This window comes from Peribacillus simplex NBRC 15720 = DSM 1321 (genome assembly GCF_002243645.1).
In the GTDB taxonomy this organism is placed as follows: Bacteria; Bacillota; Bacilli; order Bacillales; family DSM-1321; genus Peribacillus; species Peribacillus simplex.
Window position 1 is genome coordinate 4204308 of sequence record NZ_CP017704.1, and the last position, 22408, is coordinate 4226715.

The following is a 22408-nucleotide window of genomic DNA, read 5'->3' on the forward strand; positions in this document are numbered from 1 at the left end:
TAGATAGAACTCCTTTTGTCTACAAACTAAGGCATCCATAATCGGATGCCTTTTTTCTATATCAAATTCTATTTAATGTTTGGAGATTTTTTTTGATGATTTCACGGTTTTTGATTATTGCAGTCTTCAATTCTTCGACGGTTGAACTTTTATCATCATCTTCATTAAGTTGCATCATCGCACTTGATTGGTTTTGTATAAGTATTTCGATCGTATCGCGTAATTCTGGCAGTGATACCTTGTATTGTTCAGATAAATGATGTAATGCCTTGTGTAAATCAGTGTTATGGATTGAAGGAACAATCGCATCGTTTTCATCTTTCAATAATATATCCTCCTCTAAAGCTTATTCACGCTTATTTAGCATATTATTGAGGGATGATAATTATACAAAGAAGGCTCTATTTCGACATGGGAAATTACGCTTGTTATTCAATATACAATATCGGCATAGTGCAATGGGAATCGAAGCACTTCTGACTATCAAGTTTGATACTTTGCTGGAATTATAAATAAATCAGAAAAAATATTGACATAAAGCAAACAAATTAATATTATGTTTATTATATTATAAACTTTATAGGGAAGTGTTTGTTTTATGAAGAACGCTGAAATGTTTTGGAGCGCATCCCAGGATGAGCTTAAACAGGGGTATATCGAAGGTGAGAATCAATATGTTTGTTTGCTGTGCGGGAATGAAATTGAAAAGGGGGTAGTATACCCGAAAGATGGGGTTCTTTATGAAGCGAAGAGGTATATGCGAATTCATATTGAACATGCACACCACTCTGTTTTTGAATACTTGATTGATCTCGATAAAAAACTTACAGGTCTCACGGACCATCAAAATCGCCTTCTTCGCCTTTTTTACCAAGGGAAGAATGATGCTGAGGTTCAGGAGGAAATGGGAATTGGCAGTCCTTCCACCATTCGGAACCATCGCTTTGTGTTGAAAGAGAAAGAGCGTCAGGCTAAGTTGTTTTTAGCCCTGATGGAACTTTTGAAAGATAAAGATGAACATGCGCCGGCATTTATCCCGCTTCATCAAAAAGCAAGGATGGTCGATGATCGTTATAACGTTACCGAGGATGAAAAGGTGATTGTATTGAAAAAATACTTCCCTAAAGGCAGTCAGGATGCATTAAAGTCTTTCCCGCCAAAGGAAAAACAAAGGCTGATCATTCTCCAAGAAATTATGAACCGTTTTGAAAATGAGCGGAAATACGAAGAAAAAGAAATCAATCAAATATTGGGTGCCGTTTATCACGATCATGTTCTTTTGAGAAGATATTTAATAGAATATGGATTCTTGGATAGAAAGCCTGATGGGAGCCAATATTGGCTGAAGAAATGATGACTGGAGGCAAGAATGATGGATCGTAAAAAAGAATTGAAGCAATTATATAAAGAAACGAAAGTTGAAGCAGGAGTTTACCAAATCAGAAATACGGTAAATAATAAAGTCTTTATCGGAAGCACCAGGAATTTAAAGACGTTGAAGGGGAAACAATTTGAATTGGAAATGGGAACAAATACCAATAAAGTGCTGCAAGGTGAGTGGAACCAATATGGAAAAGATGCTTTTACTTTTGAGGTACTGGAGGTATTGAAGCCGAAAGAAACAGGATTTTTTGATGTTAAACGGGAATTGAAAAAACTTGAAGAAGAGTGGATGGAAAAAATACAGCCATATGAAGAACGGGGATACAATAGAATGAAATCTAACTGACTTGTACGTAGCCTATAGAGACTCTCCGCGATTCCCAGCTCCGATATACCTTAATGCATTTCATTCTTATTTCTTTATGATAAATAAGGTATTATGGAAGCAGATGGTAATATATTTTAATGTTTATGGTTAGGAGGTGCTGGGATGGAAAAAGGAGATCGGTATCTACGGGCGAAAAAAGGGTCGAAAATCTTAAGGTATTCTACATTCATATAACCGTATATGTATTGGTGAATGTCATGTTGTTTGTGATTAACCTATTAACGGATCCTGGTTATTGGTGGTTCCTTTATCCCCTTGGAGGGTGGGGGATTGGTGTTCTGATACACGAAATTACTACCCTTGCGCAAGGAAACTTCGGATCCGAGTGGGAAGAAAGAAAAATAAAGGAATACATGGAAAAGGATAAAAAGAACGGCTGAATTTGGGCGTGTTCAAACCGGGAGTCATTTATGGCTCTTTTTTTGTGGGAAGATAATCAGGGATCTCACTTGTTGTTAGTTTTTAAATGGTTTAAGCTAGTAATGAGGGACCTGTTTGTAAATAGGGGGGACCCGTGGAGGACCTTCAATAAATAATTAATTTTAGGAGTTGCGGATGAAAAAAATAGGATGGGCCATAACGGGGATAGGAGCAATTATTGCGCTGGGGGCCTTGCTTTATCCTTTGAATGTTATTGATAAAACACTATGTATATATTTTTTGCTTGGCGGTGCAGGGTTAATGTTCGTCGGATCTATGTTCAGGGCTTTTTTGCTCCTGAAAAGATGACTGATTTTAAGGTTGATCAAAAACATTCGATTAAGGTGATATCATGGAGAAAAACCAATTGAAATATGCCCAGCAGCATCTGGCTAATGAACGCACCTTCTTAGCGTGGATAAGAACGGTGATTGCAATAGTGGGGGTTGGTTTTCTTGCGACAAGCCTGCATTTTACGATTGGTGTTCATCGGGATGCCCGGATTGACTTGATCAGTATCGTGCTGGGGATGTTTGCGTGTGCGTTGGGCCTTGTGATTACAGTGCTGGCGACGTTCGGTTATCTTCAGAAGAAGCGGCAAATCAATGAAGGGGCGTTTCAGCCCTCAAGTGCGCACGTAATTCTAATCGCTGTTTTCATGGTCATATTATTATCGATGATCATTTTATATTTTGTTTTCATAAAAGTTTAAAACTGTCCTAACCAATATAGGGCAGTTTTTTTAGTTTCTACTATTATATACTTATTCTAACATCTCAACGGGAAGATTTCTTCCATTGATTAAATTCAATCAAAAAACGAAAGCTTGATAAACACTGAATCTCATTTTGGTTATGAAAGAGTAATTAAAACCTTTTCATTCCGTATTGTACACGTCAGCCATAGTGAAACTTAGGCTTCACCGGAAGGGTATATCAGCGGCTAGGAAAGATCGATCAAGTTTTGTCTTTTGTCTTCCTTGAAAAATAATTTATCAGCCGACTTCAGTTTGTAAGTAAACTTCACATGGGCAATGCTAGCTTTAAAACTCTTGGAAGTACTTTACTTCATTCAATTTCGATCACGTTTTAATTATTTGTTTAATTTCCATTTTGTGAGATATGATAAAGAGGAACTAAAAGGAGGTCATCAAGATGGTGGATATCAAAAAAGGTGAAAGATCTTTTTTTGTCGAAGAATCTGGTGAGAAACTAGCGGAAATCACATTCTTTAAATCAGGTGATGATGAAATCACGGTCGATCATACCGTTGTTTCAGACAAGCTTCGCGGGAAAAAGGTAGGAAATGCCCTTGTTGAAAAGGTAATAGGGTTCGCGAGGGAGGAAAAACTGAAAATTGTTCCGGTATGTTCGTTCGTTCAAAAACAATTTGAAAAAAATGCAGAATACGAGGATGTATTGGCTAAATGAACCAGAGGGCTGGACCAGGGGATGAATAATATCACCTGTGTTCAGCCCTTTGTCATTTTTTTAGATATTTTCTTCAACCCTTCAATTCTCCAAGAAAATAATATTTAACGCTTTTCCCCAAATACAGCGTTGTTCGCATTTAATATGGGGAGGTGTTAGGCAAATGAAAACATGGGAAGCGGTATGAACCCGGTCGTGAAAGAGAGAATACTCGAATTGGTTAAATTAGCTTATGAAGTGGAGAAATTTATTCAAATAACGGCTGGTTATCGAAATTTCCCAGAACAAAATGAATTGTATGAACGAGGCAGAAGGAATAAATCAAAGCCAATCGTGACTTTTGCCAAAGGGGCCAATCCTTGCATAACTATGGACTTGCTGTAGATTTTGTCATTGTTAGTGATGACGGCACTCGGGCATTGTGGACAGAGGGCGAAAAGGGGACAAGGGTAGCAGCCATAGCAAAATCCCTGGATTTGTTTGAGGAGGGGATTTTGAATTGTTCCGTGATTTTCCGCATCTTGGAATGTCAGGCGGTTTATCCACGAGAGATATTCAAAAGGAATTGAGGTCGAATCTTGTATCAAGAGTGGTGTCAGCGAACAGTGAAAATTATGCTGAAAGGAAAAATGGATGATCGGGCTATTTGAGAAAACCATTACTAGTGACTGGCATCATGTGGGTAGTGCGAGGATATTTAGTTTGTTATTATTTTAATAATTTTAATGGGATATCTGATGGTTATAAAAATTAAAAATTGAAAAAACTTTTTTTGTAGAATGTGGTCATGATAGGTATGTAAGCGTATACAACAAATCTTTCAATTTAGAATTATCAAAAAATTTCAAAAAACCTGTTGACTACTACCTGAAATACACGTAAGATAATCACAAATACAAGACATCAAACATAAGCGTTTCGAAAAATATGAATAATGCGAAAAACATTGAAGAGGATAAGTAGTCTTTTAAAAAGGCAGTCACAGAGAGCCGGGTAGCTGAGAGCCGGTATTGTCCCGAAAGATGAACTCACCTTGGAGTTTCAGCTTGAACGTCAGACTAGTAGGGCTGAACGGGTGCGTACCAGTACCCGTTACCAAAACAGAGAATAGTGTAGGCTATTCAAAGTGCGCATGGAGTTTCATGCGAAAAAGGGTGGTACCGTGGAGTGGCTCATCAAGCCTTTTCACCCCTTTAACTTGCCGAGTGCAAGTACATTTGGGGTGAAAAGGCTTTTTTGTATGCATAAAAAGCTGAAAATTCTGAATCTTAAGAAATATTTAACGGAAAAGCGAAGGAGGTTTTTGCGAAATGACACAAAAGACAGTTGTTGCTGATCGGAAAAGTGGAAAGACACATTGTAGTGGTGCCGAATTTCTGATGGATGCATTGAAAAAGGAAAATGTTGAAGTCATCTTTGGTTATCCGGGAGGTTCTGTATTGCCGATTTATGACAAGCTTTACAGTTCAGAACTTTTTCATATTTTGACAAGGCACGAACAAGGTGCGATTCATGCAGCGGAAGGATACGCCAGGATTACCGGCAAGCCGGGGGTGGTCATCGTCACATCCGGTCCAGGGGCAACGAACATTGTCACCGGTTTGGCCGATGCAATGATTGACTCTTTACCGCTTGTGGTAATTTCGGGTCAGGTAGCTACCAGTGTAATTGGTACGGATGCTTTCCAGGAAGCTGATGTACTGGGGATTACTACCCCGATCACAAAACATAACTATCAGGTAAGGAAGCCGGAAGACCTTCCGCGAATTATAAAAGAAGCTTTTTATATCGCTTCCAGCGGCCGGCCCGGTCCAGTATTAATCGATATACCTAAGGATATGGCCATTATAGAAGGTGTATCGCCGGATAAGGAGCCAGAAATGAATCTCCCTGGTTATCAGCCGACGACCAAGCCGAATTACTTACAGATCAGAAAGCTTGTTGAAGCAGTAAGCGGAGCGAAAAGACCTGTCATTCTTGCAGGGGCAGGAGTCCTGCATGCAAAGGCCTCCCATCTATTAAAGGAATATGTCGAGCAGCAAGGCATTCCCGTCGTCCACACTTTATTGGGTCTTGGGGGCTTTCCGGCGGAACATCCTCTCTTTACCGGAATGGGTGGTATGCATGGCTGCTATGCAGCAAACATGGCGTTATCGAAATGTGATTTATTAATCAATATCGGTGCCAGGTTCGATGATCGATTGACTGGGAATCTAGCGAAATTCGCACAGCATGCAACGGTGGCCCATATCGATATTGATCCAGCGGAAATCGGTAAAAATGTGCCGACAAAAATCCCGGTCGTTGGAAGTGCCAAGGAATCACTGGCGGAGTTGATTGCGCAAAATGGCAAGAAACCGGAAATTGATGAATGGACAACACAGCTGACTGCTTGGAATGAAGAGTTCCCCTTGCGTTATACACATGAAGAAGGCGTACTGAAACCTCAGCGGGTCATCCAGATGCTTCATGAAAAAACGAATGGGGAGGCCATTGTTACGACGGATGTTGGGCAGCATCAAATGTGGGCAGCACAATACTATCCGTTTAACAAACCGAATTCATGGGTCACTTCCGGTGGATTGGGGACGATGGGCTTTGGCTTACCTTCGGCTCTCGGAGCGCAACTGGCGAATCCGAAAGCGACAGTGCTTTCCATTTCGGGGGATGGTGGATTCCAGATGTGTCTGCAGGAACTTTCAGTCATTGCCGAAATGAATCTGCCAATCAAAATCATCATCGTCAACAACGGAGCACTCGGGATGGTAAGACAGTGGCAGGAACTCTTTCATGATAACCGTTTCTCACACAGTATTTTTCAATCGCATCCGGATTTCGTGAAATTGGCCGATGCTTATGGAATTCCGGGATACAAAGTGACGACGGAGGAAGAAGCAAGCAACTGCCTGGATGTAGCGTTAAAGACTGATGGTCCAGTATTGATTGATTTCCGAGTAAAACAAAACGAAAATGTCTTTCCGATGGTAGCACAAGGAAAAGGGCTTGATGAAATGGAAGGAGTTTAATCAATGAAGGGAATTCTTAGCCTCACCGTGAACAACCGGCCAGGCGTCCTGAATCGGATTACGAACCTGTTCACGAAAAGAAATTATAACATTGAAGGCATGACTGTCGGACCCTCCGAACAGGATGGCATTTCAAGGATGACCTTCGTGGTCGATGTTGATGACGAAGCTGTCGTTGAACAGATCACCAAGCAATTGAATAAGCAGATCGATGTTTTGAAAGTATATGATATTACGAATCAATCGATTGTGGCGAGGGAACTTGCACTCATTAAAATATTGGTGACCACACAAACCCGAGCCGAGATTTATTCAGTCATCGAACCCTTCCGTGCGTCAGTTATTGATGTCAGTAAAGATAGCCTGACAGTTCAAATCACTGGGGAGTCGGATAAAATCGAAGCCTTCATTGAACTGATCAAGCCATATGGCATCAAGGAATTGGCAAGGACAGGGACAGCCGCTATCCCGCGTGGAATGCAAATTGCACACGCTAAGAGTGCGACAATCGTATAAAACCAAAACCAAACAAAAAACAAAAACAATGATGAAAAGGGAGATGTAATTATTATGGCAAAAGTATATTATAACGCAGAGGCAAACGAGAATTTTTTCAACAATAAAAAGGTAGCGGTCATCGGATATGGTTCACAAGGACACGCACACGCACAAAACCTACGTGACAGCGGTGTAGATGTAATCATCGGAATCAGGAAAGGTAAATCTTTCGATAAAGCGGTGGAAGACGGCTTTAATGTTTACACAGTGAAAGAAGCTGCTGAACAGGCAGACGTAATCATGAACTTATTACCGGATGAAACTCAGCCGAAAGTATACCAAGAAGAAATCAAACCGGTATTGCGTGCAGGTCAAGCGTTAATGTTCGCACACGGATTTAACGTCCATTTCAATCAAATCGTTCCTCCGGCAGACGTAGATGTATTATTAGTCGCTCCAAAAGGTCCGGGACATCTTGTTCGCCGTACATATGAACAAGGTGCAGGGGTGCCGGCATTATTCGCCATCCATCAAAATGTTACGGGTGAAGCAAGAGAATTGGCCCTTGCGTATGCTCGGGGAATCGGTTCTTTAAGAGCTGGCGGTTTGGAAACTACTTTCCAAGAAGAAACGGAAACGGATCTATTTGGAGAGCAGGCCGTACTTTGCGGCGGATTGACTGCCCTTGTGAAAGCTGGATTCGAAACCTTGACAGAAGCTGGATATCAGCCGGAAGTAGCATATTTCGAGTGTTTACATGAACTTAAATTAATCATCGACCTTATGTATGAAGGCGGTATGGAAAACATGCGCTATTCCATTTCTGACACAGCTCAATGGGGAGATTTCGTTTCGGGACCACGCGTTGTGACGGAAACTACGAAAGAGGCAATGAAAGCGATCTTGAAAGACATCCAAGACGGTGAGTTCGCTAAAGGATGGATCTTGGAGAACCAAGCGAATCGTCCAGTCTTCAATGCTATCAATAATCGTGAAAACCAACATCAAATCGAAGTGGTTGGCCGTGAATTAAGAAAAATGATGCCATTTGTAAAACCTCAACAAAAAGAGAAAGAAGTGGTAGCCGTTGCGAAAAATTAATATATTTGAAACTACACTTCGAGATGGAGAGCAATCAGCCGGTGTAAATTTGAATTTTACCGAAAAACTTGAAATTGCTTATCAGCTTGAAAGATTGGGTGTTGATATTATCGAAGCCGGTTTTCCGGCAGCATCCAAAGGGGATTTCAACTCCGTACAGGAAATCGCGCGCAAAATTAAAAACAGCTCTGTAACAGGGCTGGCGCGTGCTGTAAAAGGAGATATTGATGCAGCTTGGGATTCATTAAGGGGCGGCGCAGAACCAAGATTGCATACGTTCATCGCCACTTCACCCATTCACCGTGAATATAAGTTAAAAATGTCGAAGCAGCAAGTGATTGAAAGGTCGGTTGAAATGGTGAAGTACGGGGCAGCGCGTTTCCCAATCGTGCAATGGTCTGCAGAAGATGCAAGCCGTACAGAGCTTGACTACTTGGCTGAAATCGTTGAAGCGGTCATTCAAGCTGGTGCTAAGGTCATTAATATTCCTGATACAGTAGGGTATGCAGCTCCAATCGAATACGGAAACATTTTCAGATACCTTCGTGAACATGTTCCTTCTATTGATAAAGTCAGTTTATCTGCACACTGCCACGACGATCTTGGAATGGCAACAGCCAATTCATTGGCTGCCATCGAAGGCGGGGCTACGCAAGTCGAAGGCACAATCAACGGAATTGGTGAACGTGCCGGCAATGTGGCGCTTGAAGAAGTGGCTATGGCTCTCTACATCCGTAAAGATTTCTATCAAGCGGGAACGGATCTTGTATTGAATGAAATTAAAAGGACCAGTGATTTGGTCAGCCGCCTAACGGGAATGCAAGTTCCTGCTAATAAAGCCATAATTGGTGCCAATGCATACGCACATGAATCTGGCATTCACCAGGATGGCGTGTTAAAAGAAAAAACGACATACGAAATCATATCACCTGAACTCGTCGGGGTTTCGTCCAATTCACTCGTATTAGGGAAACATTCAGGACGGCATGCTTTCAAAGAAAGATTACAAGAGTTGAATTTTACGGTAACGGATGAGGAAATGAACTCATTATTCGTCCAATTCAAGGAATTGGCCGATAATAAAAAGACCATGACGGATGAAGATATCGTTGCGCTGGTGCTTGAAGAGAAAGCGACGGATATCAGTTTTTATGACATGATTTCCTTACAGATTTCCCACGGTACACATCAAACGGCGACCGCGACGGTTACACTGAAAAAAGGCGATAATGAAGAGATTCAAGAAGCTGCTACAGGTGCAGGTAGTGTTGAAGCCCTATATAACACGCTAGAAAGATGTTTGGGCAGCGAGATCAACTTACTGGACTATCGAATTCAATCGGTAGGTGGCGGAATGGATGCCCTTGCTCAGGTCTTTGTGAAAATTAATTATAACGGTGTGGAAACTAGCGGCCGCGGTCTTGATCAGGACGTCTTGGAAGCATCCGCCAAAGCGTATTTGAATGCTGTGAACCGTGTGATCATCATGAAGGAACTGGAAGAAAAAGCAGTATTACTATAGGAAGGGGAGATTTCGATGAAAAGGAATATTGCGGTGCTTCAAGGAGATGGCATCGGGAAAGAAGTAACAAGAGGCGCTGTAGAAATCCTCGAAGCCGTTGCCCAAAGATATGGACACGATTTTGAATTTCAATATGGTGAGATTGGAGGCGGGGCCATCGATAACACAGGTTCGCCCCTGCCGGATGAAACAGTGGAGATTTGTAAAAACAGCGATGCGGTATTATTAGGGGCCGTTGGAGGACCTAAGTGGGATGACCAGCCTGCGCACCTAAGACCGGAACGAGGTTTATTGAAAATCCGAAAAGATTTGGATCTTTATGCTAACATCCGTCCAATCAGCTATTATTCCAGCTTGTCGGAATCTTCTCCTCTTAAAAAGGAATTCATTGAAGATGTGGATTTCGTGATTGTCAGGGAACTAACTGGCGGCCTTTATTTCGGAAAGCCAAGTGAGCGCGTTGAAAGAGAAGGGAAAGAGGCGGTCGTCGATACACTTTTCTATCAGAAAAGCGAAATGAAGCGCATCATTGAACTTGCTTTTGCATTAGCATCGGATCGCAAGAAAAAGGTAACTTCCGTGGATAAAGCGAATGTTCTTGAATCCAGCAGGATGTGGCGTGAGACGGCTGAAGAAATTGCCAAGGACTATCCGGATGTAATTCTTGAACATATGCTTGTTGATAATGCAGCCATGCAATTGATCAAAAACCCGAAACAATTTGATATTATCGTGACGGAGAATATGTTCGGTGATATTTTAAGCGATGAAGCGTCGGTATTGACTGGCTCGCTTGGAATGCTTCCTTCCGCCTCTATATCAACAAAAGGGCCTAATCTATATGAACCGATTCATGGCTCTGCCCCGGATATTGCGGGCAAAAACCTGGCTAATCCGATTGGGACCATTTTATCAGCAGCTTCCATGCTGCGTCTATCCTTTGGTTTGGAAGATGAAGCGCAAGCCGTTGAGCAGGCGGTGGAAAGGGTCCTTGAATATGGTTTGAGAACAGGCGATATCGCAAATGGCCAACCAAATATTACGTCTACTTCAGAGATGATTGCGGAAATAAAGACAAATCTTTTAGACCAGGAAGCGATTTCCAACATCATGGGAGCTTACGCATAAACTTCTTTCACGGCCTAACATTAGGCCGTGTTTTTTAAAAAAATACAAGATTGATCGAGGTGGGATAAAGATGGGAAAGTCGATAATAGAGAAAATATGGGATCGTCATATTGTGAATGAAGAGGAGAATAAACCGGATTTAATTTATATAGACCTTCAATATATTCATGAAGTAACCTCTCCGCAAGCATTTGAAGGATTGAGATTAAAAGGACGCAAAGTCAGGAGACCCGACCGTACTTTCGCGACAATGGATCATAATGTTCCAACCGTTAATCGCTATTTCATCGAGGATGATATTGCGAGGAAACAATTAGAGGCACTTGAGCAAAACTGTAAGGAGTTCGGTATCCGCCTTGCTGATTTAAACAGCCCGGAACAAGGTATCGTTCACGTTATCGGGCCGGAATTAGGGCTTACACAGCCAGGGATGACGATTGTTTGCGGGGACAGTCATACTTCCACACATGGTGCGTTTGGCTCGATTGCGTTTGGAATCGGTACGAGTGAGGTCGAGCATGTTTTGGCCACACAAACCCTATGGCAAACAAAACCCAAAACATTAAAGCTTGAGGTTAATGGCAAGCTTGGTCATGGCGTGATGGCGAAAGATGTCATTTTATATGTGATTTCTAAATTTGGTGTCGATTTCGGTACAGGACATATCATTGAGTATTGTGGGGAAGTTTTCCGGGATATGTCAATGGAAGAGAGAATGACGGTTTGCAATATGTCGATCGAAGGCGGGGCAAGAGCGGGGCTGGTAGCTCCCGATGAAACAACGTTCTCTTATTTGAAAGGTCGTAAATATTTGCCGAAAGGAGAAGAGTTCGAGCAATGTGTTCAGGACTGGAAGTCGCTTTCCAGTGATGAGGATGCTGTATATGACCAAGTAATCATTCTTGATGGCAGTCTGATTTCACCAATGGTCAGCTGGGGGACAAATCCTGGAATGGCTAGCGGAGTGGATGGAAAAGTACCTACCTTCGCAGAAGATATCATGGATCCTAAGGAACTGAATCGAGCCATTGAGTATATGGGTCTTGAGGAAGGCATGCCGATCACGGAAATTCCCGTACAACATGTATTCATAGGATCGTGTACCAATTCACGCATTGAGGACTTACGGCAAGCCGCAGAAATGATCGAAGGCCAAACTGTTCAAAAAGGGGTTCGGGCGATGGTCGTTCCCGGTTCACAAAGCGTCAAAAGGCAAGCGGAAGATGAAGGGTTGGATGAGATTTTCAAATCTGCGGGCTTCGAATGGCGCGAATCGGGCTGCAGCATGTGCCTGAGCATGAACCCTGACGTGGTTCCTGCCGGTGAGCATTGTGCCTCCACAAGTAATCGGAACTTTGAAGGCAGGCAAGGAGCTGGAGCAAGAACACACCTGGTTAGTCCGGCTATGGCTGCCGCGGCAGCCATTCATGGGAAATTTGTCGATATTAGGAATTTGAAAAGTACTGAACAAGTCCATTAAGGATACGAATTAACCGGAGGTGCAGAAAATGGAACCCATTACTATATATAAAGGAAGAGCGGCAGCACTTGACCGTAAAAACGTGGATACGGACCAGATCATTCCAAAGCAATTTTTAAAACGGATTGAGCGAAGCGGATTTGGCGAATTTTTATTCTATAACTGGCGTTTTGATGAAAATGGAAAGAAACGTCCTGATTTTGAATTGAATCAGCCACATAATCAAAACACGTCCATTTTAATAGCCGGTGAAAATTTTGGCTGCGGTTCTTCGCGTGAGCATGCCCCTTGGTCATTGAAAGACTATGGATTCGATATCATCATCGCTCCGTCATATGCTGATATCTTTAAAAGTAATTGCATGAAAAATGGCATGGTCCCCATCGCTTTAACCCTGACTGAAGTAAACTATTTAATGGAGAGAGTGTCAGCACCTGATTATGAGTTGACGATCGACCTTCCCAATCAGACATTGAATGATGGTCAAGGGTTTGAAACAAGCTTTGAAATTCATCCATATTGGAAGGAAATGCTCATCAAAGGCTGGGATGAAATTTCGATAACGCTTCAATATGATAAAGAGATTTCTGCCTATGAATCACAAAAAAAGACTGTTTCGAGTATTTAATAGAAGAAGGTCATTTCCCGTTCTCCTTTTTTATTTGAAAGGATGCGGGATTTTTTTTATCGGGGAAAGAAGGAAAGGCGTTCATCCGCCCGTATAAATTTTTGTGTTTCCTGCTATTACATGCTAAACTGTTTCTCAAAAAGCGAACGGTGAGGCGGAAAATAGGATGGATGATGAGAACAACCAAAAGAAGGCCGGAGAAACCAAGATTATCGCCTTTCCAAATCTCGGTGAAAGGCTGATTGTAAAAGGACTGGATGAGCTTGGAAACAGAAACTTTAAAGCGGCTGCACAGCTTTTCAGCCAAGCCAGGGAGTATGAGCCCGAAAATGATGAAGTTTGCATGGGGCTAGTGGTCTCACTAGTCGAACTTGAGTATTATGAGGAGTCAAAAGAGTTGTGTATAGAGATGCTGAATAAAGGCATCGGCGACTATTTTCAACTGATCAATATTTATTTGATGGTACTGCTGCAATTAGGCGAGCATCAGGAAATGGTCACGACGATCGAACTGCTATTTGAAGAAAGCCAAATTCCCTTTGATAAAGAGGAACATTTCGAAAAGATGCTTCAGTTCAGTAAAAGGGCCCTTGAGGATAAAAAAGAGGAGAAGGAAAGACAAAATCAGCAGCTCTCAGAGGAATTGCAGGAGGATGAACTTTTTGACGGGAAAACGGATAATGAAATGTTTTTGGCCATTTCCAAACTCACGAATATCAATATTCGACCATTTATCCCTCAAATCGAAGAATTTCTACAAAAAGATGAGGGACACCCTTTCTTTAAAACGATGCTCCTTAAAATCCTTATCGACCAGGAATATAACGAGGAATTGACTCTGAGGAAATTCAATCAATCGAAGTCGGTCATACCAAGCGAATTGAAAAGTTTGAAGGAGACGGACTTCTATAAGAAGGTAACCGGACTGACCGAAGAGGAAATCAGTCAGGATAACCCGAGCTTATTTGAAATGGTTCATAGTTTGATTGAACGTCATTCTTTTTTATTGTTTCCTTTTGAACCCGGCCCTGAAAGCTTGCCTGCATGGGCAGCTGCCTACCATGCCTTGGCGGAGGAATACATGACCGGGGAAGTTTTCGGGAGGGACTTAGCCGAACTTTACCAGGCTGATGAGGAAAGCGTGGCTGATATTCTTTCCTTTATAAAAGAAATTGAAGAAATTTCTTATCCCATTATTTAAGCTATTGCTGTTGTAACAGATTAAACCTGTGGTATAATGTAGTGGTTGTAATGTATAATCGTCTAATTTTGACGATTTCCCCCATATTTTTTTGGGGTATATTTGAAGGATGACTTGTTAACACTTGCAAAGCATATTCATCCAATGCTTATTATTGAAGTATATAGATTTTTTGGAGGGAAACACATGTCTGTAAAATGGGAAAAACAAGAAGGTAATCAAGGTGTACTAACAATTGAAGTTGACGCTGCAAAAGTAAACGAAGGTTTAGACGCAGCTTTCAAAAAAGTAGTGAAACAAGTAAATGTACCTGGCTTCCGTAAAGGTAAAATGCCACGTCAAATGTTCGAAAAAAAATTCGGCGTAGAATCGCTTTACCAAGATGCGCTTGATATCATTCTTCCGGATGCTTATGCAAATGCTGTCGAAGAAGCTGGAATTCAGCCTGTAGATCGTCCAGAAATCGACATCGAGAAAATGGAAAAAGGCGAAAACCTGATCTTCACTGCAACTGTAACAGTTAAGCCTGAAGTTAAATTGGGAGATTACAAAGGTGTTGAAGTTGAAAAATTCAATACTGAAGTAACTGACGAAGATGTTGAAAACGAATTGAAAACTTTGCAAGAGCGTCAAGCTGAGCTTGTCGTTAAAGAAGAAGGACAAGCTGCTGAAGGCGATACAGTCGTTCTTGACTTTGAAGGATTCGTTGATGGTGAAGCATTCGAAGGTGGAGCTTCAGAAAACCATTCATTGGAAATCGGTTCTAACTCTTTCATTCCAGGATTTGAAGAGCAACTTGTCGGTCTTGAAACTGGCGCTGAAAAAGATATCGAAGTTTCATTCCCTGAAGAATACCATGCTGCTGAACTTGCAGGTAAACCAGCAGTATTTAAAGTGAAAATTCACGAAATCAAAACAAAACAACTTCCTGAGTTGGATGATGAGTTCGCGAAAGATGTCGACGACGAAGTGGAAACTTTGGCTGAACTTAAAGAAAAAACAAAACATAAATTAGAGCATGACAAAAAACATGAAGAAGAAAACTTCATTCAAAACACTGTAATTGGTAAAGCTGTTGAAGGTGCAGAAATGGACGTTCCTGAAGCAATGATTTCAAACGAAGTTGACCGCATGATGAATGAGTTCTCTCAACGCATTCAATCTCAAGGTCTTAATTTGGAACTTTACTACCAATTCTCAGGTCAAGACGAAGAAGCTTTAAAAGCGCAAATGAAAGAAGAAGCTGAAGGACAAGTTCGTACGAGCCTAACTCTTGAAGCAATCGCTGAAGTTGAAAAACTTGAAGCGACTGACGAAGATGTAGAAGCTGAACTTGCACAAATGGCTACTATGTACAATATGGAAATTGACGCGATCAAACAAGCTCTTGGAAACTTAGAAGGAATCAAAGGCGATCTTAAAATTAAGAAAGCGATTGACTTCTTGGTAGAAAACAGCAAAACAGTTGACGCAAAATAATTTTTGTAAATAAGTAGATTTAAATATTTCTTTTAAAAAAACAAGGCGCGAGTAATCGTGCCTTGTTTTATACATATTGAGAATTAGGTAAATTTCAAATATCGGTTATTTCCTGATTGATTTTTTTTGGATTTCGGTGTAGATTAGTTCTAATACCGCATATACATATTTATACAGAAAATCCTGCTTTTAAAAATCCAAAGTTTTGGGCATACTGGTAATGGGCAAATACATATTGATTGATTATTGTACTTATTTAACAAATCGGACCGTGAGCATTTTTGTTACTAAACTTCCAAGAACATGATAAAATGCAAAACATACTAGGGATTTTGGAATGTTTAAGTAGATGTGTGCCTAGTTTTTTTCATTACGAATGGGTACCGCTATGTAATAGAGTTGGAAGAGTATTTAAAGGGGTGAACGTACATGTTTAAATTTAATGATGAAAAAGGACAGTTAAAATGTTCTTTTTGCGGTAAAACACAAGAACAAGTCCGTAAACTGGTTGCTGGTCCAGGTGTCTATATTTGTGACGAGTGTATAGAACTTTGTACGGAGATCGTCGAAGAAGAGCTGGGCACTGATGAAGAAGTAGAATTCAGAGATGTTCCTAAACCTATGGAAATCCGTGAAATTCTTGACGAATATGTGATTGGACAAGAACAGGCAAAGAAATCATTGGCTGTCGCTGTTTACAACCATTATAAACGTATCAATTCCAATAGCAAAGTCGACGATGTGGAGCTTTCTAAAAGTAACATCGCCCTAATTGGACCGACGGGAAGCGGGAAAACCCTTCTTGCGCAAACATTGGCGCGATTACTGAATGTTCCTTTTGCCATTGCTGATGCCACTTCATTGACGGAAGCTGGATATGTTGGGGAAGATGTCGAAAACATCCTTCTAAAATTGATCCAAGCAGCTGATTATGATGTGGAAAAAGCGGAAAAAGGCATCATTTATATTGATGAAATCGATAAAGTTGCCCGTAAATCGGAAAATCCTTCTATTACACGTGACGTGTCTGGTGAAGGTGTGCAACAAGCTTTATTGAAAATTCTTGAAGGAACGGTTGCAAGCGTTCCGCCTCAAGGTGGACGTAAACATCCACATCAGGAATTCATCCAAATCGATACGACCAATATTTTGTTCATCTGCGGCGGTGCCTTTGATGGCATCGAACCGATCATCAAACGCCGTCTTGGTCAAAAAGTCATTGGCTTTGGCTCTGACGTGAAGAAGGATGATATTGCAGAAAAAGAATTGCTTTCCAAAGTCCTTCCTGAAGACTTGCTTCGTTTCGGATTAATTCCGGAATTCATCGGACGTCTTCCGGTAATTGCGACTCTTGAGCAATTGGATGAAGCTGCTTTGATTGAAATCCTTACACAGCCGAAAAATGCCCTTGTTAAACAATATCAAAAATTGCTTGAGCTTGACGATGTTGAATTGGAATTCGAACAAGAAGCGCTAAGTGAAATTGCTAAAAAGGCAATTGAACGTAAAACTGGTGCACGTGGTCTGCGATCCATCATCGAAGGCATCATTCTTGAAGTGATGTTCGATCTGCCTTCTCGTGATGATGTTGCAAAATGTGTAATCACAGGCAGCACGATTTCGAAAAATGAATCTCCAAAACTCGTCCTTAAAGACGGTACTACCATCAAAGGACAAGAAAAGAAAACATCTGCTTGATTAATAAGGAAAAGCAAGACTGCCAGTTCATCCTGGCAGTCTTTTTCTTTGTCTTTTTTTAAAATTGTTGTTATTTAGGATAAAAACGCCAAAATTTTCAACACGAATTTCTTGGATAATTTCGCCCTTCCAAAGGAGATACTAACAGAAATGACAAACTAGGAGAGTGCAGGAGGGAATACGATGAATTGGACAGGATTGGCGTTGTTTATCCAGCTGTTTTTTGGGATTATTATTGGATTGTATTTTTTGAACTTATTGAAAGGCCAGCGGACACAAAAAGTTTCCATTGACCGTGATTCACGTAAGGAGATGGACCAATTACGGAAGATGAGATCGATTTCGTTAACAGAGCCATTGGCAGAAAAGGTTAGACCAAGTACATTTAATGAAATCATCGGTCAAGAAGATGGGATTAAATCTTTAAAAGCTGCTTTATGTGGGCCGAATCCCCAGCATGTGATAATTTACGGTCCTCCAGGAGTAGGGAAAACGGCAGCTGCCAGACTTGTTTTGGAAGAGGCGAAGAAAAATGGCAAGTCCCCTTTTAAGAATTCAGCCGTTTTCGTTGAATTGGACGCCACCACAGCCAGGTTCGATGAACGAGGGATTGCCGATCCGCTCATCGGTTCTGTGCACGATCCAATCTACCAAGGAGCCGGGGCAATGGGACAGGCTGGCATTCCGCAGCCAAAGCAAGGTGCAGTCAGCAATGCTCATGGAGGCGTACTGTTCATAGATGAAATAGGGGAGCTTCATCCAATACAGATGAATAAACTGTTAAAGGTATTGGAGGATCGTAAGGTCTTTCTGGAAAGTGCTTATTATCAAGAGGAAAATCAAAATATTCCTACTCACATCCATGATATTTTTAAAAATGGACTACCGGCTGACTTTCGATTGATTGGAGCCACAACAAGAACGCCAAATGAAATCGCGCCTGCGATACGCTCAAGATGCATAGAAGTGTTTTTCCGTGAACTTGACCGGGAAGAAATAATCACCGTCGCTAAGAATGCCTCAGATAAAGTGGGGATCACCATCAGTGAAAAAGGCTTGCAGTCGATTTCGGATTATGCCCGAAATGGCAGGGAAGCTGTCAACATGATTCAGACTCTTGCTGGAATATCCATTAATGAAAACAGGACTTTTATCAGAGAAGAAGATATAGATTGGATGGCCCATAGCAGCCAGCTGACCCAAAGAATGGACAGGAAAATAGAATCGAATTCTAAAATAGGCCTTGTCAACGGTCTTGCAGTTTATGGTCCCAACAGCGGGGCATTACTGGAAATCGAGGTTACGGTCATGGCCGCCTCTGATGAAAAAGGTTCGATAAACATTACCGGCATCGTTGAAGAAGAAAGTATCGGCGGCGGGAGTGGTAAATCGGTTCGCCGCAAGAGCATGGCAAAAGGTTCGATTGAAAATGTCATTACGGTTTTACGGTCGATGGGAGTGCCTGCCGGTCAATTCGATATCCATGTGAACTTTCCAGGCGGAAGTCCAGTAGATGGCCCTTCTGCAGGAATTGCAATGGCCACAGGCATATACTCGGCCATATATAAAATCCCTGTTGATCACACCGTGGCGATGACTGGAGAAATAAGCATTCATGGCGGCGTTAAACCGATCGGCGGAGTCATTCCGAAAATCAAGGCAGCTAAACTTGCCGGGGCAAAGAAAGTGATCATCCCTGCCGAAAACATGCAGCCACTTCTATTTGAAATTAAGGATATAGAAATCATTCCCGTTTCGAATGTGAAAGAAGTGCTGGATCAGGCACTGAAAAAAGAATTGATGTCGGAACAAATCCTCACAACCTTGGACCTATCAAAAAAAGAAAGTGTATAAAGGAAATGCCCCGGCTAAAAACAGAACCGGGGCATTTTAAGGACCATATTGGCGTTCCCGACAAACCTGAAGTAAAATAAACACGCATTCAGACGTGCTTTTTTATTTAATATTGGAGATAATAATAGCAGTCGAAACGTGTTAAGGTAAACGAATAGACACTTCTATATAAATAGGATAGAATTGTTAAAAGGTTGAGAACATGGGTAAATAGTTTACAACGACGATACTAATTAGATGGAGGTGTCAGGAAATGACTGATAAAGAAATCATCGTCCCCCTCCTGCCGCTTAGAGGACTGCTTGTATATCCAACGATGGTACTTCATTTAGATGTAGGCCGAGATAAATCGGTACAAGCCCTTGAGAAAGCAATGGTGGAAGACCATCTTATATTTTTGACGACACAACAAGATGTTTCGTTGGACGAACCAGGTGAAGAAGATTTATTTACAATGGGAACTTTAACGAAGGTAAAACAGATGTTGAAGCTTCCGAATGGTACAATCCGGGTGTTGGTGGAAGGGTTGAACCGCGCAGAGGTCATTGAATTTTACGATTATGAGACACATTATGGTGCCAAGATTAAAATATATGAAGACAGTGATGAAAAGGATGCTGAACATCAAGCATTAATGCGCACCCTACTGGATTATTTTGAACAATACATAAAAATGTCCAAGAAAATAACCGGTGAAACGTTTTCGTCCACTTCGGATATTGAAGAGCCTGGGCGCTTAGCGGATATAATCGCTTCCCATTTGCCTTTGAAATTGAAGGAGAAGCAAGAAGTGCTTGAGACCATTGATATGAAAGAGCGTTTAAGCCGTGTAATCGAGATCATCAATAACGAGAAAGAAGTTCTTTTTCTCGAGAAAAAGATCGGCCAGCGTGTTAAGCGTTCAATGGAACGGACTCAAAAAGAATATTATTTACGTGAACAAATGAAAGCGATCCAAAAGGAATTGGGCGATAAAGAAGGAAAAACAGGGGAAATTGAGGTCCTCAATGAAAAGATAGAAGAAGCGGATATGCCTGAGCACATCAAAGAAACGGCATTAAAGGAATTGGACCGTTATGAAAAAGTTCCTTCCAGTTCGGCCGAGAGTTCTGTCATCCGCAATTATATCGAATGGTTGATCTCACTTCCTTGGAGCAAAGCGACCAAAGATGACTTGAATATTCATAAAGCCGAAAAAATCCTGAACCGGGACCACCATGGTTTGGAAAAGGTGAAGGAGCGGGTGCTTGAGTATTTGGCCGTACAGCAATTGACCAATTCATTGAAGGGACCGATCCTTTGCTTGGTGGGACCACCAGGAGTCGGTAAAACCAGCTTGGCTAAATCGATTGCTTCATCCCTGAATAGGAATTTCGTCCGTATATCTTTAGGTGGGGTGCGCGATGAATCAGAAATCCGTGGACATCGCCGCACATATGTAGGGGCGATGCCAGGACGGATCATTCAAGGTATGAAAAAAGCCGGAACGATCAATCCAGTCTTTTTACTGGACGAAGTGGATAAGATGTCCAATGACTTTAGGGGAGATCCATCTGCAGCGATGCTGGAGGTGCTCGATCCAGAGCAAAATCATAATTTCAGTGATCATTATATTGAAGAAACCTACAATCTTTCCAAAGTCATGTTCGTGGCGACGGCGAATAATTTGGGATCGATTCCCGGTCCGCTTCGTGATCGTATGGAAATCATTTCGATTGCAGGTTATACTGAGATAGAGAAACTTCATATAGCCAAGGATCACTTGCTGCCTAGACAGCTGGAAAACCATGGTTTATTGAAGACACAACTGCAAATCCGTGAGGAAGCTCTTACCAAAATCATCCGTTACTATACTCGGGAAGCCGGTGTTCGGAGTCTGGAGCGACAGCTTGCAAGCATCTGTCGGAAGACTGCAAAAATCATCGTGTCCGGAGATAAAAAGCGGGTCGTCATTTCCGAAAAGAATGTCGAGGAGTTTTTAGGGAAAACCATGTTCCATTATGGACAGGCGGAAGTCGAGAACCAAGTCGGTGTAGCTAATGGTTTAGCATACACGTCGGTAGGTGGCGATACGCTGCAAATCGAGGTTTCCTTATCACCAGGTAAAGGCAAGCTGATCCTGACAGGAAAGCTTGGCGATGTAATGAAAGAGTCAGCCCAGGCTGCTTTCAGTTATGTCCGTTCAAAAACCGAGAAACTTCAGATTGATGCGAACTTCCATGAAAAATATGATATTCATATTCATGTCCCCGAAGGTGCGGTCCCAAAAGATGGCCCTTCTGCAGGCATCACGATTGCAACAGCGTTAATATCGGCCCTTACAAATAGGCCGATCAGAAAAGAGGTAGGCATGACAGGCGAAATTACATTACGCGGACGGGTTCTTCCGATCGGCGGGCTTAAAGAAAAATCTTTAGCGGCCCATCGCGCAGGACTTACGAAAATCATCATCCCGCAAAATAACGAAAAGGATATTGATGATATCCCGGAAAGTGTCCGTAAAGCATTAACATTTGTTCCAGTTTCACACGTCGATGAAGTCCTTGAGCATGCATTGGTAGGTGTGAACGAATGAAAGTGACGAGTTCAGATATTGTCATCAGTGCTGTGAAGCCTGAACAATATCCCAATACTCCAATACCGGAATTTGCCTTGGCAGGCCGTTCCAACGTTGGGAAATCCAGTTTCATCAACAAAATGATCAATCGAAAAAACTTGGCGCGTACATCCTCTAAACCGGGTAAGACGCAGACCTTGAATTTTTATATCATAAATGAAGCACTCCATTTTGTGGATGTACCGGGTTATGGTTATGCAAAAGTATCTAAGACTGAGCGTGATGCTTGGGGAAGAATGATTGAAACGTACTTCACTTCCCGTGACCAGCTCCGCGCTGCGCTTCTGATTGTCGACTTGCGTCATCCGCCGACAAAGGATGATATCGCGATGTATGAATTCCTGAAGCATTATGATTTGCCCCGGATCGTTATTGCCACCAAAGCGGATAAAATTCCAAAAGGCAAATGGCAGAAACATTTGAAAATCACACGCCAAACGTTAAATATGGAAAAAGAAGATGAATTGCTTCTATTCTCTGGTGAAACTGGCGAAGGTAAGGAACAAGCATGGGGCGTCCTTAAGAAATATATGTAAAAGAAAAGGGTATTCCGCA

Annotated in this window: 21 protein-coding genes, 1 pseudogene and 1 other annotated feature; of the genes and pseudogenes, 21 read left to right on the forward strand and 1 reads right to left on the reverse strand. The window is 41.8% G+C overall.

The features are described from left to right. Positions 1-61 precede the first annotated feature (61 nt). Positions 62-325 (reverse strand): hypothetical protein, encoded by a 264-nt coding sequence (locus BS1321_RS20290; RefSeq protein ID WP_063232798.1) that lies wholly within the window; start codon positions 323-325, stop codon positions 62-64. A gap of 273 nt (positions 326-598) precedes the next feature. On the opposite strand from BS1321_RS20290, the gene BS1321_RS20295 reads away from it, so the two are divergent. The 21 genes and pseudogenes from BS1321_RS20295 to yihA all read left to right on the forward strand — a co-directional run bounded on the left by BS1321_RS20295 (position 599) and on the right by yihA (position 22389). Further along, positions 599-1354 carry a DUF2087 domain-containing protein gene (locus BS1321_RS20295; RefSeq protein WP_063232799.1) on the forward strand — a complete coding sequence of 252 codons (756 nt, stop codon included), beginning with the start codon at positions 599-601 and terminating at the stop codon, positions 1352-1354. An 18-nt stretch (positions 1355-1372) separates the two neighbouring features. Continuing rightward, on the forward strand, positions 1373-1729 hold the full coding sequence (locus BS1321_RS20300; protein ID WP_063232800.1) for a GIY-YIG nuclease family protein: 357 nt from the start codon (positions 1373-1375) through the stop codon (positions 1727-1729). Positions 1730-1873: 144 nt separating this feature from the next. Then, positions 1874-2151: pseudogene (locus BS1321_RS20305) on the forward strand (2TM domain-containing protein). A gap of 175 nt (positions 2152-2326) precedes the next feature. Further along, a complete protein-coding gene (locus BS1321_RS27910) occupies positions 2327-2500 on the forward strand; it encodes a hypothetical protein (protein WP_169803976.1) in 174 nt (57 codons plus the stop codon). A 43-nt stretch (positions 2501-2543) separates the two neighbouring features. Beyond that, positions 2544-2903, forward strand: coding sequence for a YidH family protein (locus tag BS1321_RS20310; protein ID WP_063232801.1), 360 nt, complete (start codon positions 2544-2546; stop codon positions 2901-2903). 442 nt (positions 2904-3345) lie between these two features. Further along, positions 3346-3621, forward strand: a complete 276-nt coding sequence (locus tag BS1321_RS20315) for a GNAT family N-acetyltransferase (RefSeq protein ID WP_063232802.1) — start codon at positions 3346-3348, stop codon at positions 3619-3621. A gap of 171 nt (positions 3622-3792) precedes the next feature. Then, entirely contained in the window at positions 3793-4005 is a 213-nt protein-coding gene (locus BS1321_RS20320; RefSeq protein WP_063232803.1) for a M15 family metallopeptidase domain-containing protein, read from the forward strand. 115 nt (positions 4006-4120) lie between these two features. Beyond that, positions 4121-4258: a hypothetical protein gene (locus BS1321_RS27615; RefSeq protein WP_155726454.1), complete on the forward strand. Its 138-nt coding sequence runs from the start codon at positions 4121-4123 to the stop codon at positions 4256-4258. A 300-nt stretch (positions 4259-4558) separates the two neighbouring features. Beyond that, positions 4559-4817, forward strand: a binding site (T-box leader). A 114-nt stretch (positions 4818-4931) separates the two neighbouring features. After that, positions 4932-6647: an acetolactate synthase large subunit gene (gene ilvB / locus BS1321_RS20325; protein WP_094246640.1), complete on the forward strand. Its 1716-nt coding sequence runs from the start codon at positions 4932-4934 to the stop codon at positions 6645-6647. A 3-nt stretch (positions 6648-6650) separates the two neighbouring features. Next, on the forward strand, positions 6651-7163 hold the full coding sequence (gene ilvN, locus BS1321_RS20330; protein WP_063232804.1) for an acetolactate synthase small subunit: 513 nt from the start codon (positions 6651-6653) through the stop codon (positions 7161-7163). A 54-nt stretch (positions 7164-7217) separates the two neighbouring features. Next, complete coding sequence (gene ilvC / locus BS1321_RS20335; protein WP_063232805.1) at positions 7218-8246, forward strand: ketol-acid reductoisomerase; 1029 nt, start codon at positions 7218-7220, stop codon at positions 8244-8246. After that, positions 8233-9768: a 2-isopropylmalate synthase gene (locus tag BS1321_RS20340; protein WP_063232806.1), complete on the forward strand. Its 1536-nt coding sequence runs from the start codon at positions 8233-8235 to the stop codon at positions 9766-9768. The genes ilvC and BS1321_RS20340 overlap by 14 nt, the downstream gene beginning before the upstream one ends. Positions 9769-9783: 15 nt before the next feature. Next, entirely contained in the window at positions 9784-10896 is a 1113-nt protein-coding gene (leuB, locus tag BS1321_RS20345) for a 3-isopropylmalate dehydrogenase (RefSeq protein ID WP_063232807.1), read from the forward strand. A gap of 70 nt (positions 10897-10966) precedes the next feature. Continuing rightward, a complete protein-coding gene (gene leuC / locus BS1321_RS20350; protein ID WP_063232808.1) occupies positions 10967-12376 on the forward strand; it encodes a 3-isopropylmalate dehydratase large subunit in 1410 nt (469 codons plus the stop codon). Between the two features lie 28 nt (positions 12377-12404). Beyond that, positions 12405-13004, forward strand: a complete 600-nt coding sequence (leuD, locus tag BS1321_RS20355; protein WP_063232809.1) for a 3-isopropylmalate dehydratase small subunit — start codon at positions 12405-12407, stop codon at positions 13002-13004. Positions 13005-13170: 166 nt separating this feature from the next. Beyond that, positions 13171-14205, forward strand: coding sequence for a tetratricopeptide repeat protein (locus tag BS1321_RS20360; RefSeq protein ID WP_063232810.1), 1035 nt, complete (start codon positions 13171-13173; stop codon positions 14203-14205). Positions 14206-14391: 186 nt separating this feature from the next. Further along, positions 14392-15684 (forward strand): trigger factor, encoded by a 1293-nt coding sequence (gene tig / locus BS1321_RS20365; protein WP_063232811.1) that lies wholly within the window; start codon positions 14392-14394, stop codon positions 15682-15684. 429 nt (positions 15685-16113) lie between these two features. Continuing rightward, complete coding sequence (gene clpX, locus BS1321_RS20370; protein WP_034308926.1) at positions 16114-17382, forward strand: ATP-dependent protease ATP-binding subunit ClpX; 1269 nt, start codon at positions 16114-16116, stop codon at positions 17380-17382. Positions 17383-17565: 183 nt separating this feature from the next. After that, positions 17566-19236: an ATP-dependent protease LonB gene (lonB, locus tag BS1321_RS20375; protein ID WP_063232812.1), complete on the forward strand. Its 1671-nt coding sequence runs from the start codon at positions 17566-17568 to the stop codon at positions 19234-19236. A 253-nt stretch (positions 19237-19489) separates the two neighbouring features. Next, positions 19490-21811, forward strand: coding sequence for an endopeptidase La (gene lon, locus BS1321_RS20380; RefSeq protein WP_063232813.1), 2322 nt, complete (start codon positions 19490-19492; stop codon positions 21809-21811). After that, entirely contained in the window at positions 21808-22389 is a 582-nt protein-coding gene (gene yihA / locus BS1321_RS20385) for a ribosome biogenesis GTP-binding protein YihA/YsxC (protein ID WP_063232814.1), read from the forward strand. Before lon ends, yihA begins: the two co-directional genes overlap by 4 nt. Positions 22390-22408: the final 19 nt, after the last annotated feature.

What these genes read in the sequence shown, in the direction of transcription:
- BS1321_RS20315 (WP_063232802.1), top strand. Translation starts at nt 3,346, where the DNA reads ATGGTGGATATCAAAAAAGGTGAAAGATCTTTTTTTGTCGAAGAATCT.
- leuD (WP_063232809.1), top strand. Translation starts at nt 12,405, where the DNA reads ATGGAACCCATTACTATATATAAAGGAAGAGCGGCAGCACTTGACCGT.
- BS1321_RS27910 (WP_169803976.1), top strand. Translation starts at nt 2,327, where the DNA reads ATGAAAAAAATAGGATGGGCCATAACGGGGATAGGAGCAATTATTGCG.
- BS1321_RS20320 (WP_063232803.1), top strand. Translation starts at nt 3,793, where the DNA reads ATGGGAAGCGGTATGAACCCGGTCGTGAAAGAGAGAATACTCGAATTG.
- tig (WP_063232811.1), top strand. Translation starts at nt 14,392, where the DNA reads ATGTCTGTAAAATGGGAAAAACAAGAAGGTAATCAAGGTGTACTAACA.
- BS1321_RS20300 (WP_063232800.1), top strand. Translation starts at nt 1,373, where the DNA reads ATGGATCGTAAAAAAGAATTGAAGCAATTATATAAAGAAACGAAAGTT.
- lon (WP_063232813.1), top strand. Translation starts at nt 19,490, where the DNA reads ATGACTGATAAAGAAATCATCGTCCCCCTCCTGCCGCTTAGAGGACTG.
- BS1321_RS20295 (WP_063232799.1), top strand. Translation starts at nt 599, where the DNA reads ATGAAGAACGCTGAAATGTTTTGGAGCGCATCCCAGGATGAGCTTAAA.
- ilvC (WP_063232805.1), top strand. Translation starts at nt 7,218, where the DNA reads ATGGCAAAAGTATATTATAACGCAGAGGCAAACGAGAATTTTTTCAAC.
- BS1321_RS20310 (WP_063232801.1), top strand. Translation starts at nt 2,544, where the DNA reads ATGGAGAAAAACCAATTGAAATATGCCCAGCAGCATCTGGCTAATGAA.
- ilvN (WP_063232804.1), top strand. Translation starts at nt 6,651, where the DNA reads ATGAAGGGAATTCTTAGCCTCACCGTGAACAACCGGCCAGGCGTCCTG.
- BS1321_RS20360 (WP_063232810.1), top strand. Translation starts at nt 13,171, where the DNA reads ATGGATGATGAGAACAACCAAAAGAAGGCCGGAGAAACCAAGATTATC.
- leuB (WP_063232807.1), top strand. Translation starts at nt 9,784, where the DNA reads ATGAAAAGGAATATTGCGGTGCTTCAAGGAGATGGCATCGGGAAAGAA.
- clpX (WP_034308926.1), top strand. Translation starts at nt 16,114, where the DNA reads ATGTTTAAATTTAATGATGAAAAAGGACAGTTAAAATGTTCTTTTTGC.
- leuC (WP_063232808.1), top strand. Translation starts at nt 10,967, where the DNA reads ATGGGAAAGTCGATAATAGAGAAAATATGGGATCGTCATATTGTGAAT.
- yihA (WP_063232814.1), top strand. Translation starts at nt 21,808, where the DNA reads ATGAAAGTGACGAGTTCAGATATTGTCATCAGTGCTGTGAAGCCTGAA.
- lonB (WP_063232812.1), top strand. Translation starts at nt 17,566, where the DNA reads ATGAATTGGACAGGATTGGCGTTGTTTATCCAGCTGTTTTTTGGGATT.
- ilvB (WP_094246640.1), top strand. Translation starts at nt 4,932, where the DNA reads ATGACACAAAAGACAGTTGTTGCTGATCGGAAAAGTGGAAAGACACAT.